Annotated in this window: 14 protein-coding genes and 4 tRNA genes; 7 read left to right on the top strand and 11 right to left on the bottom strand. The window is 34.4% G+C overall.

Annotation, left to right across the window (positions count from 1 at the left end; translation table 11 throughout):
• The coding region (locus A9G38_RS09350; RefSeq protein ID WP_141671788.1) for an integrase core domain-containing protein at positions 1–337 on the top strand (337 nt) is incomplete at its 5' end.
• Here A9G38_RS09350 and A9G38_RS09345 read toward each other — a convergent pair.
• The 5 genes from A9G38_RS09345 to A9G38_RS09325 all read right to left on the bottom strand — a co-directional run bounded on the left by A9G38_RS09345 (position 283) and on the right by A9G38_RS09325 (position 5008).
• The gene (locus A9G38_RS09345; protein ID WP_034915032.1) at positions 283–780 is read right to left on the bottom strand and encodes a hypothetical protein; all 498 of its coding nucleotides are present in this window, start codon (positions 778–780) and stop codon (positions 283–285) included. The genes A9G38_RS09350 and A9G38_RS09345 overlap by 55 nt on opposite strands.
• A 714-nt stretch (positions 781–1494) precedes the next feature.
• Positions 1495–1570: transfer RNA gene (locus A9G38_RS09340), tRNA-Gly, on the bottom strand.
• A 72-nt stretch (positions 1571–1642) separates the two neighbouring features.
• Positions 1643–1900 (bottom strand): DUF1145 domain-containing protein, encoded by a 258-nt coding sequence (locus tag A9G38_RS09335; protein ID WP_034915035.1) that lies wholly within the window; start codon positions 1898–1900, stop codon positions 1643–1645.
• Positions 1900–2463 (bottom strand): 16S rRNA (guanine(966)-N(2))-methyltransferase RsmD, encoded by a 564-nt coding sequence (gene rsmD / locus A9G38_RS09330; RefSeq protein ID WP_034915038.1) that lies wholly within the window; start codon positions 2461–2463, stop codon positions 1900–1902. Before rsmD ends, A9G38_RS09335 begins: the two co-directional genes overlap by 1 nt.
• Positions 2464–2476: 13 nt before the next feature.
• Complete coding sequence (locus tag A9G38_RS09325) at positions 2477–5008, bottom strand: penicillin-binding protein 1A (protein ID WP_442902866.1); 2532 nt, start codon at positions 5006–5008, stop codon at positions 2477–2479.
• 258 nt (positions 5009–5266) lie between these two features.
• Between A9G38_RS09325 and A9G38_RS12930 the strand changes: the two genes are divergently transcribed.
• Complete coding sequence (locus tag A9G38_RS12930; protein WP_034915040.1) at positions 5267–5671, top strand: protein YgfX; 405 nt, start codon at positions 5267–5269, stop codon at positions 5669–5671.
• Between the two features lie 47 nt (positions 5672–5718).
• On the opposite strand, the gene tusA is transcribed toward A9G38_RS12930, so the two are convergent.
• From tusA to A9G38_RS09290, 6 genes are all read right to left on the bottom strand, one after another.
• Positions 5719–5955 (bottom strand): sulfurtransferase TusA, encoded by a 237-nt coding sequence (tusA, locus tag A9G38_RS09315; protein ID WP_034915044.1) that lies wholly within the window; start codon positions 5953–5955, stop codon positions 5719–5721.
• Positions 5956–5964: 9 nt separating this feature from the next.
• The gene (locus tag A9G38_RS09310) at positions 5965–6771 is read right to left on the bottom strand and encodes a Cof-type HAD-IIB family hydrolase (RefSeq protein ID WP_141671787.1); all 807 of its coding nucleotides are present in this window, start codon (positions 6769–6771) and stop codon (positions 5965–5967) included.
• A 108-nt stretch (positions 6772–6879) separates the two neighbouring features.
• Complete coding sequence (locus A9G38_RS09305) at positions 6880–8076, bottom strand: secretin N-terminal domain-containing protein (RefSeq protein WP_080702384.1); 1197 nt, start codon at positions 8074–8076, stop codon at positions 6880–6882.
• A 133-nt stretch (positions 8077–8209) separates the two neighbouring features.
• Entirely contained in the window at positions 8210–8581 is a 372-nt protein-coding gene (locus A9G38_RS09300; RefSeq protein WP_034915051.1) for a hypothetical protein, read from the bottom strand.
• A 1-nt stretch (position 8582) separates the two neighbouring features.
• Entirely contained in the window at positions 8583–9050 is a 468-nt protein-coding gene (locus A9G38_RS09295; protein ID WP_034915054.1) for a hypothetical protein, read from the bottom strand.
• Positions 9040–9990 carry a PilN domain-containing protein gene (locus A9G38_RS09290; protein WP_034915057.1) on the bottom strand — a complete coding sequence of 317 codons (951 nt, stop codon included), beginning with the start codon at positions 9988–9990 and terminating at the stop codon, positions 9040–9042. Before A9G38_RS09290 ends, A9G38_RS09295 begins: the two co-directional genes overlap by 11 nt.
• A 203-nt stretch (positions 9991–10193) precedes the next feature.
• Between A9G38_RS09290 and A9G38_RS09285 the strand changes: the two genes are divergently transcribed.
• The 5 genes from A9G38_RS09285 to A9G38_RS09265 all read left to right on the top strand — a co-directional run.
• Positions 10194–10269 (top strand) — tRNA-Val (locus A9G38_RS09285).
• A gap of 35 nt (positions 10270–10304) precedes the next feature.
• Positions 10305–10380, top strand: a tRNA-Val gene (locus A9G38_RS09280).
• Between the two features lie 10 nt (positions 10381–10390).
• A tRNA-Lys gene (locus A9G38_RS09275) sits at positions 10391–10466 on the top strand.
• Positions 10467–10742: 276 nt separating this feature from the next.
• Entirely contained in the window at positions 10743–11348 is a 606-nt protein-coding gene (locus A9G38_RS09270) for a tetratricopeptide repeat protein (protein WP_051634341.1), read from the top strand.
• A 266-nt stretch (positions 11349–11614) separates the two neighbouring features.
• A partial coding sequence (locus A9G38_RS09265) for a transposase (protein ID WP_141671662.1) occupies positions 11615–11872 on the top strand: 258 nt, incomplete at its 3' end.

The raw sequence follows: 11872 nt of genomic DNA, 5'->3' as shown, positions 1-11872 counted from the left end.
CCAAATTAAACAACCATTATCAAAATTAGATTTATTTCATTCAGACCGCGGTAAAGAGTTTGATAATCGGTTATTAGCGGATTGTTTTAAGACATTTAATATCACGCATTCATTAAGCAAGAAAGGGTGTCCATATGACAATGCGGTAGCGGAAGCGACATTTAAAACAATTAAAACGGAATTTGTAAAAGGCCAACGTTTCAACTCAACGGCTGAATTACAACGCGCTTTTTCGGCTTATGCTTATTGGTATAATCATAAACGATTACATTCTTCGTTAGGCTACTTGCCTCCCATTGAATTTAAAAAACACTTACCCCTTAATTTTTTTGTTTGAAAATGTGTTGCCATTCCAAAATATAAATTGTGCATACCTGTGGTCGGGAAATTTAGGTTGTATGATTCAGGTTTGGTTGATTGAACTAAGAAGCCTTTACTAGGATTCCATATGTTAGCAGGGCCTGCATATTCGTCGTCACCAAAATTTAGATTTGGCCTTACATAATTGATAACTGCCGACGGTTGTAGCATTATTGCATCACTGCGATTACTCGCTCGAGCTTTTTTACCATTCGCCTGTACATCCCATGACGATGACAATAATAACAGTGCTAATACCAGCAAAGCTGTTTTAGGTGATTTGAGCAATAATTTCGATAATAATTTGAGAGATAATTTGGAAAGTATAAATGAGTTTAGTGTAAAAACTCGTCGAATAAGATTATTTGATAAATTTAAGACATAGGTTTGCCAGTGCTGGTGTCTGAAATGATAATGCATTATGGTTCACCTGTCAAGTAATGATTTGTTTTATTTGAATTTTTATAATTATTCGCTTATTTAATAAGCTTATTTTCCTATAGCGATAAAAGTATAACCGTTTAAGGGGTGATTGACTAGTTTTTTGGCGGACTTTTTTGTAAAGAAATGTAAAGATAAAACAATTCGACTTTATAGATAGGTTAATTTTATAATTAAAATATGGTGTTAGCTTTATAGCTTTTGAATTTTGTCGGAATAACTGATATTGGTGATAACGTTTAATTTAAGAATTTTGAGCGTAACATCTTACAACTCACATGAGATACAAAATATGAACTACGGTACCCAACGCTCTCGCTCTTAACCATCGGTATGATTTACTCAAATCATTATGATATTCGCCTTTTTTAAGCCTCTTTGCTTTGCTCAGAAATGCCAAATTGTTCCTGATAAATTGGCATCCCTAACAAAGCACAAACACACCAAACAGTCCTATTTGGCGTGCTGCCCTCAGTCTATCAGCAAAGCACTCCGACACAGTTAAAAGATAGGTAGATTAACCTTGCCGTGTTGTGTGTTTTCTCTAAAATAGCTCAGGTAGACAATTGATTTTATTGAAGTTTTTATTAAAAAATTTTTCCAGTATTTTTTACCTTACACATGGCTAATTACTTTCGTTAGTCAACACAGTATGGGATATAAATTTACTTTTATGCTAAATAGATGTTTTATTGGAGCGGGAAACGAGGTTCGAACTCGCGACCCCGACCTTGGCAAGGTCGTGCTCTACCAACTGAGCTATTCCCGCTTATTGAAGTGCTTCGTAAGAAGTGGTGAGCATTATACAAAAATTTTTGTATCTCGCAACCTCTTTTTATTATTATTTTTTGTCTTTCCAACTAAGTGATTCAAAAACACCAAATAAAAATAGCCGTAACACTTTAAATTTGTCTTGTTGTTTTTCTTGTTTGGTCATGGTTGAGTTTAACATCCAAGCTTGTAAGCCATGAGTAACAGTAAAGGCGATTAAGCCAATATTGGCAACAACATTTGCCGGTTTTGGATATGGGTGGATTAAGTTAAATAATAAAAATAACCACATTAATGAGTATAAAGTTTTACCAATAAAGATGAACATTAATTATCTTCTCGTATAAATAGATAGCTGTGAACTTGCCCTGCAATTTTTTCACGATGTAAGCGCCAGTTAGTTGGAATATAAGTTGTTAGATCATGCTGTATTTCTGTTTCAATATAAATATAAGCCAACGGTTTTAGCCAGTTGTTATTTTCAAGTTCGTTAACCGTTTTTGCGACTAATGATTGATGAAATGGCGGATCGATAAATACAATATCAAACTGTTTTACAGCTGGCCTGTTTAGCCATTGTAAAGTATCAGTATGATAAATGTCGATTGAGTTGCTAGCAATAATCTGTTTATTTTTGCTAAGTAGCTGTGCTACTTGTTTATCTTTTTCAAGTAAAGTAACACTTTGGGCACCTCTTGATGCTGCTTCAAAACCTAATGAGCCACTACCCGAAAAGCAGTCCAAACAATCACTATCATAGATAACTGGCATTAACCAGTTATATAGGGTTTCTTTAATGCGATCGGTAGTTGGGCGTAATCCTTGTTTGTCTAGTACCGACAATTTACGCCCACGCCATTTTCCGCCAATAATTCTTATTGAACCATTCATGCTAAATCCTTTATTAGAATAGTTCTGAAGTATTACCTTCTGAATCTGTTACTTTCGTGCCCACCTCTTGGGTCGCATAAGTCGTTGGTTCGGTACCTTTTATAAAGTACTCTGACATTGTTTTAGATCCAGATTGAGGTAATAAACCTGTTTTTTGATCAATAGTAACAGAAATAACATTTGCAGGTTTTACATCTTCTATTACTGGTACATCTTTTAGGGCAACTTTCATATAATCAACCCATATTGGATTTGCGGTTACTGCCCCTGCTTCAGCCCGGACTGTTCGCCCCAAGTCACGGCGATGATCATCAAATCCCATCCAAACAGTAGTTACAATATTGCCACCAAATCCAGAAAACCAAACGTCTTTAGATGAGTTAGTTGTCCCAGTTTTACCTCCGACATCTTTTCTACCCAATGCTTTTACACGCCATGCAGTACCTTGCCAATCTGAACCACCAAATACGATGGATCGAAGACCATCTTTCATAATAAATGCAATACCACTATTTACCGTATGCGGTGCGTATTTTGGTGTTACATCAGTGACTTTATTTTCAGTATCAATATCAGGTAAAATTATATTATCATCTGCTTTTAGATTTTCTTGCTCTGGCTCTTCATTACCTAATTCGGTTGATTCATTTTCAACATTATCAAGTGATACTGGTGTGGCCCCTACAATGACGTCATCGTCAGTACAATTGTGACAAGCAATTAAAGGTTGATGCTGATAAATTAGACCTTTACCATCATTTTCCTCAATTTTTTCAATTAAATATGGTGATATTAAATAACCGCCATTAGTGATCACCGAATAAGCTCTTGCCACTTGCAATGGCGTAAATGATGCCGAACCTAAAGCTAACGATTCATTATAAGAAATATTTTCTTTAGGAAATCCAAAACGCTCTAAATAAGTCGCAGCATAATCTATACCAACTGCACGCAATGCTCTTACCATCATTACATTTTTAGACATTCCTAGGCCAATTCTTAAACGTAAAGGTCCTTCATAGCTTGGTGGTGAGTTTTTGGGACGCCATGTTGCACTCCCCGCAGAACGAACAATTGGTGCATCATTAAGAAGCGTAGCCATTGTTAAACCTTGCTCTAATGTTGAGGTATAAATAAATGGTTTAATATTCGATCCTAATTGCCTTAGTGCTTGTGTTGCTCGATTAAATTTACTCAAATTAAAATCATAACCACCAACAATTGCTTTGATTGCACCATTGTCTGAATCAAGTGATACTAGCGCAGCGTTAACAGCAGGAATTTGTGATAATTCCCAATTATCACCAGTTTTTTTGACCCAAATTAACTGTCCTGCCTTGATGGTGTCAGAGACTTTTCTTGGGTAAGCGCCTTGTCTTGTATCGCTAATAAATGGACGCGCCCATTTCATGTTTTGATATGCAATAGTAATATTACTTTTATCAGATAATACCGCTGTTGCTTCTTTATCTGAAGATGTCATGACCACCGCTGGGCATATTCCGCCATAGCACATGTATTTATTAAGAGTTTGCTGGATTTGTTCAGAATTCCATGGTGCTTCGTCTGGTTGCCATAATATTTTTTCAGCACCACGATAACCATGTCTGGTATCATACTCAATAATATGCTTTTGCACTGTTTCTGTTGCAGCTATTTGATCGGTTTTTGAGATAGTTGTATAGACTTTATAGCCATCTGTGTAGGCATTTTCGCCAAATTTGTCGTACATAAATTGACGTGCCATTTCGGCAACATAAGGCGCCGAAAACTCAATTTGTGGTGAGTGGTAACTAGCGCCTAACGGTTTTTTAATCGCTTCGTCATATTCTGCTTGAGTAATATAGGATTGATCTAGCATTCGTCCTAGTACCCAATTGCGTCTAGTTAATGCTCGTTCTGGATGTGAAATTGGGTTGTAAGCTGATGGTGCATTTGGTAAACCAGCTAATAAAGCCGCTTCATCAACAGTTAACTGATCAGGTGTTTTACCAAAAAAAGTATAAGATGCAGCTGCAACACCATATGCCCTCGATCCGAAGTTAATCATGTTAAGGTATAGTGCCATGATTTCTTCTTTTGATAACTCTTTTTCCATACGGATAGCCAAAATCATTTCTTTGACTTTACGCGCTATACTTTTTTCAGGTGTTAAGAAAAAGTTCTTAGCGACTTGTTGCGTAATTGTACTGCCACCTTGAGAAAATCCTTTTTGCTTTAAGCCAATATACATCGCTCGAGCAATACCAACTGGATCGATGCCAAAATGTTCATAAAAACGAGCATCTTCAGTTGCAATGACCGCATTAATAACTATTGGAGGAATTTCATCATATTTCAGAGGGGTTCTACGTCGTTCACCAAAAATGGCAATTAATTCACCATCTTTGCTTAATACTTGCATTGGTGTTTGAAGTCGAACATCTTTTAATGTAGTGACGTCAGGAAGATCCTTTGAATAATGAGCATAACCTGCAATACCAATAATTAAGCCACAAAGAAATAAGCCAATGAATAATTTTAGAATAATTTTTAACACTCTAATTAATATCACAAATCTTTCCTATTCTAAATTTTAAGGCAAAAATAATGGCACGAGAGTTCTCTCTGCGCCAAATTTAGTAACACTATCTTCAGTTCAGGATCTTCACATTGACATTAAAATAAAATGTCTATGGTTGATCGCTCGTTTATTAAAACACACAAAAATTATGCGCATTATCTCCCATATTTGTCTTTATTTTAAGTAATTTTTTGCAAAAGAATGAAATAATCCTAATTTAACTAAAGTAAAGAATAAATTATGTGGAGCATAAAACTTAGCATATCAAAGATACAATTATTGATTTCAACTCTTTTTTACTCAGTGTTAATCGCACTTTGTTTAGTTATGTTTGCTAACACATACTTAAATTGTTATACCTTTGTTATTATTCTATTATTAATAATAGAATGGTGGCACAGTCTGTGTTACTTCAAAACTATTAAAGACGAATTTGCGCTATTTCACTATATCAATCAAATATACTGGCACAAACAACGTTGGTATTTAATGCATAACCCGTTGATATTTCGTTATATCATTATTTTGAATTTAAAATCCCGACATAATGGCAAACGCTGTACGCTGTTATTAATGATTGATAATCTTAAACCTAATGATTGGCGTACATTACGTTTTTACTTAAAACAAATCGAATTAACTTGACACAAACACCTACTTTCCTGAAACTTTTTGTCATAAAAATCGTCACACTAATGGGATTTTTTGATCCAATACTGATAAGGTTGAGATTCTATTTGCAATGATAGTAATTGATGATCCATATAGCGACAAAAGCTAGGTACATCACGAGTAGTTGCAAAATCATCAGCGATCACATAAAGGACTTGCCCTATAGCTAGTTCTCGGATCGCTTTTCTGATCAACATAATAGGTTCAGGACAACGCAATCCAAGCGTATTGAGTTCTTTGTCAATAGTTATATTCATATTTAATAATTATAAAAACAGTTTACTTAGATAATGTGGTACAGCATCTTGAGCGTTCGAGCCAATAACCTCTAACTCAGGCAATAATGATTTTAATTCCGAGCTTCCGTTTTGCATTATACAACCTTTACCTGCGGCTTTTAACATTTCGTAGTCATTCATGCCATCACCAAAAGCGATACTATCTTTTAAACTGTAACCTAATTTTTCTACCACTTTTTTTAGTGCACTACCCTTAGATACATTTTCGGCCATCACTTCAAGGCAATTTAGGGTTGAAAAAGCAATACTAAGTTTGGCACCAAATTTGGCATCAAGTCGATTCTTTAATTGGACTAAATGCGGGTAAAGTGCATTATCCGTAGTCGTAAAATAAATTTTAGCAACATCGCTAGTGTCAAAATTAAGTGGATTAAATAATTGATAAGTAAAATCTGTGTCTCGAAAGTATTCTAATGAATATGTATCTTCCTTATTAATTAACCAATGATCACCACGATATACATGAGTATAAATTAAAGGATCATCCATACTCATTTTAGCTATTTCACTAGCAAGCGATGGTTCAATACTTTGGCTAAAAACTAGATTACCTTCGCTATCATGCACCCTAGCACCATTTGCTGTTATCATAAAGGCGTCAATTTCCATGTTTTCACGCATTTGAGCGACATCAATGTGGTGTCTGCCAGTTGCAAAAACAAAGTGAATGCCTTTTTTACGTAACGCTTGAAGGACTTGCTTGGTATAAGGTGATAAGCTATGTTCAGGAGTTAATAAAGTACCGTCTAAATCAGAAGCAACAACATGCATAATATTCTCTACTTTTATAATTAATGGTAATAATAATATACTTTAAAACAATATTTACTTATCAAAGCAACTGCTAAAACAAGTTAAAGTATGATACAACTCCGTTAACATTTACTCAACCAATTGCGGTGTAATAAAAATAACCAACTCTCGTTTTTGCTGTTTTTTTCTATTATATTTAAATATATTTCCAATAATTGGCACATCGCCCGCACCTGGTACTTTTTGTTGCCCATTGGTGTTAATTTGTTGAAAAATCCCACCTAAAACTACTGTTTCGCCATTTTTTATTTGAACTTGTGTTTTGATCTCTTGTGTATCAATAGCTATCGCCTCACCACCATCACTACGTTTTATTGAACGACCAGCCGTATTTTGCGTAATGTATAAATCTAAAATCATCCTATCATCTGTTAGTACTTTCGGTGTGACCTCTAGCCCTAACACCGCAGGCTTAAATTCAATAGATGTTGCACCATTACTACCACTAGAAACCTCGTAAGGAATTTCAGTACCTTGTTTTATCGACGCCATATTTTGATTGGCTGTTAACAAATTAGGGCTGGCTATAATTTCAAGTTGATTTTCAGATTCGAGTGCTGATAACTCTAAATTAAGTAAATGACCAGATATTTTAGCCAAATTAAAACCTACAGTTGTGGTGGGATAACTAGCCCCAAGCCCCACATCGAACTTATCTAATAATTGTGATGATTTTCCTGAATATCCCCATTTTATACCTAGCTCTGACATACTCTCCTCATTCATGGTAACAATGTGCGCTGAAATATGAACTTGAGGCATAGGTTTATCCAATGTTTTAACTAATTTTTGGATATTACCAAATTGTTTAGCTAAATCAGTAATGATAAGTGAATTTGTCCGCTTATCGAGCGTAATCTTGCCCCGTTCTGATAATAATCCTTGTTGTTGAATTGTTTCAATTAAGGTGGCTGGGTCTGCATGATTAACAGCTATAGGCAAAGAATTAAGTGGTTGGTTTAATTCTTTTTCTCTTTGTTCAGATTGCTGTTTTTTCAATAAAACTTCTGGTTCTATCGCTTTAGATACGAACAAAATATTATCGTCAATTTCGGCTTGTAAATTTGCCGAATCTAATATGATCTTTAGCGCTTTGTGCCAATCAACGTTGTTGAGTTTAATGGTTTGCTTAATTGGTATATCTTCGGTCATGACTAAATTCATCTGCTGATTATCGGCTAAAGCTTGTAAGATAATTGCAATGTCGGTTTGGTAGAATGTCATTGAGATATTTTGTTGCGAATCGACATTTACTGATTGCTTCATATTTGCGTAAGTTGTATTTATGATCATTGTTACAAATATAAAAATTATTACAGCTAACAAACTTATTATTGCTTTAATCAATCTGCAAATACATTGTTCTAGCCATTGATGCTTCTGATTCTTACTATTGTTATTATTCATTTAGCGACATTGTCCATGATACAGTACTATGGCAATAATCAGGTAAATCGGCCTGCCACGTTATTTTATCGTTTAATAAAGATTGCAAACGCCAAGGAAACAAAACGTTAGGCACCACATCATCGGTTATTGCTAGCCATTGATTTTCAGATGTTAACCAAATTTGCTGATAATTCTGATCAATTTGATTCATGCTTCCCCTAAAATGCCAAACTTGAATTTGTTCAAGCAGTAACGACGTTTGCTCACTACAAGAAACTGAGTAATTTTGTTGAAAAGGATCTCGTTCTAAAGACACATCGGCCTTTAGTTCAAAACAGATAGCAATTAATAAACTAATAAATTGATAGAGATAACGTTTCACTTTATGCCTTTTTAAATAAGAGCGTAAACATGATCTGTAACTGCTGTTCTTGCTTGCTGATTTTTAGATTCTGAAAATCAAGATAATAAAAATCATCCGTTAATGATGAAATTAAAGCCATAAAATCAAAAAATTGCCCTTCTAATTCAATATCCCAATTAACCGTATTGTCAGTTTGATAATGTTTAAAGGAACTTAGTGTTAGATGATTTTGTTCAATAGCCAACGCTAATTCTTTTTCAGATATCAAACTATATAAACTATTTTTACTTGCCTGATAACGCCTTACTTTTGCTTGTAACAATTCAATTTCAGTAATCTTTTGCTGATATAACTCGACCTTTAGCTCAGCTTGTTGCTGGTCTTCTTTAATAAAAAGTTGATAAACAATAACAAAAAATGCTAAACAACATAAAATACACAATGCGTACTGTTGCCAAACTGGGCGATAGAAAAAATCACTGTTCATTAAGTTCCATTTCCATTTCAAAAAATAAATTATTCTTATTGGTCGATACGGTCTTTATTTGACTTTTAGCGATATTTTTTAGCATTAACAAATTTTGGTTAAAATGAGTAAGTTCGACATAACTAAAGCTTTGCCCTTCTATTGCTACTTTTTTAGGTTCATAATAGAAAGAATCAAGCCAAATTACTGAAGGTAACTGCGCTGAAAGCAATAATAAGGATTGCTGAATTTGTTTTTGGCTTAATGATGGATTAGGCAAATAATTAACTAATTCTTCAGTTAATTTTTGTACTATCTTTTGCTGGTGTAGTAATTTTTCATCATAAGTTTGTAAATCATTTTTAGCGTGTACCCACAAATAACAGAGCAAACAACTTATTATGCCCATAAATCCAACAACCACGCCTGTCAATTGTCGTTGATGTTTTGTTTGTTTCTCTTGCCGCCAAGGTAAAAAATTAACTTTATTATTTTCAAATCGACAACCTACAAAAGTTAATAGTCGTTGATGCTTTTTAAAAAGATTGATCCAATTTTCAATATAATGACGTTCAACTATCATCACTGTAATTTGTTTTGTATGTTCAGTTGAATAAACAAAATCAAAAAATACACTTTTAGCCGACACTTGGAATAATTTATAAATGTTAGCTTCAACATATAAACTCAATTCATTTAAATTTAGCTTTACATCAGGTAAGGTTAATTGTTGTATTTGAATTAAATTAATATCCAAATTAAGTTCAAATACCGCACACTCAGAAATTTTTTTTCGTAACTCATCAATAAAAATATCTATATCATTTTCATTTTGATAATTAAATACAATCAGATCTTCGCTAGTGGCTGTTGTAGCATTTCGCTTAACTGAATTTTCAATCCTATAGCGTAAAATTGTGGATTCGACATAAATAATGACGCTACTTTTATTAAAAATCATGATGGATTATCTTCTTGTTTCTGATAATAGCATCACTTAATCATAATCATCTTTTCCTAAATAAAAACTGACAAAAGCGATTTTTGCGAACTATCACCCAAAAAATGTTTAAAATTAAATCGAACGAAGTAGATTTTAGAGAATTTTAAAAAAAAAGGTTGACTGAAATAAGTCGTGCCTTATAATGCACATCCACACGGTAAGGGTGATTAGCTCAGTTGGGAGAGCACCTCCCTTACAAGGAGGGGGTCACTGGTTCGAACCCGGTATCACCCACCAATCTTTACCGTGATGTTTCAGTAATGAAACATTTGGGGTGATTAGCTCAGTTGGGAGAGCACCTCCCTTACAAGGAGGGGGTCACTGGTTCGAACCCGGTATCACCCACCATCTTTAAGATGGGTCGTTAGCTCAGTCGGTAGAGCAGCGGACTTTTAATCCGTTGGTCGAGCGTTCGAATCGCTCACGACCCACCATTTTATTAAACGATTCCCCTGAGTAAGTCCAATCAATCTAATTAAGTAAAAAAAGTGATGAGAACGATAGCGTTCGACAAATTTGTCTGAAACAAATTTGAACAACACGCAGTGTTGGCCCCGAAGGGGTGAGGCACACGATGTGCCGAATAATCGCTCACGACCCACTATTTCATAACATCAATATTTAATTAATAAACAACTTATTTAATTACGCTATACTAAACAGATAAATACGATAGAATAATTAAGTTATTTAATTTATAAGGAAGTTGTATGCTAAAGTTTTTTGCAAAACTATCATTAGTTTTATGTTTTAGTATTGCTGTTAATGCTGATCAACAAACATTATTTGATTTTAATGAAGAATATCAAAAAGCAACAGAACAAAAAGATGCAGAGGCGCAATACCATGTAGGTCTTATGTACGCTGATGGCTCATATACTAAAAAACGGCAATTTAAAGGTTTCGAATATGGTTTTGATGAGCAATTAAAAGCACAACCTGATTATATTAAAGCAAAAGAGTGGTTTGAAAAGGCTGCCAATCAAGGTCATATCGCAGCTCAACACAGTTTAGCCTTATTGTATTATAATGGACAAGGAACAAAACAAAACTATTCTAAGGGAATTGAGTGGGATACAAAAGCAGCTAAAAAAGGAGATGCCGTTGCTCAATATACATTAGCAACACTCTATTACAATGGTACAGGGGTTAAAAAGAACTATTTTAAAGCTAAACAATGGTTTGCTAAGGCCGCTGAACAAAACTATTCTGATGCCAAAGATCATTTAGATGTTGTGACCAAAAAGGTTAATGCCATTGTAGCCAAACAACGGGCCAAGAAAAAGCAAGCTAGTAATAACGATTGCGGTTGTTGATAATTAATCTGTTACACCAAAATGGAAAAATATTAAAAGATATCTATACACTAAATCATCGCTTTCAATAGACTTATCAAAATAAACACGTAGAAACTTGCAAACAAGTTAAAAACATTCTTTAATAAAAAATAATTTGTGCAAAAAATAAAGAGGCAGTTAAATGAAAAGATTACTAGGGCGTGTTGATCTTTCATGATTATTTTTTAGACGGCATGATGTGAGTTATAATAATTCAGCCAAAAACAACCATAACTCGATTCATCATGCCAAGAACAATGCTAACAGATAAACGGTGGGAAAAGCTACTACAAATAATGAAAAATACCGGCCGAGTTTATAATAAATCCGAGCATCGGATGACGTTTGAAGGGATCCTTTTCCGAATGAGAACCGGTATTCCTTGGCGAGATTTGCCAGAAGAGTTTGGTGAATGGAGCACTGTCTATAGGCGATTTAATTTGTGGTCTAAAAAAGGAATATTAGTTGATATTTTCAAACATTTATCACAACTAGCGGATTTT

It is taken from the genome of Gilliamella sp. Imp1-1 (assembly GCF_001690415.1).
In the GTDB taxonomy this organism is placed as follows: domain Bacteria; phylum Pseudomonadota; class Gammaproteobacteria; order Enterobacterales; family Orbaceae; genus Gilliamella; species Gilliamella bombi.
Note: the sequence above shows the minus strand (reverse complement) of the source record. Positions and strands in the feature narration are given on the sequence as shown.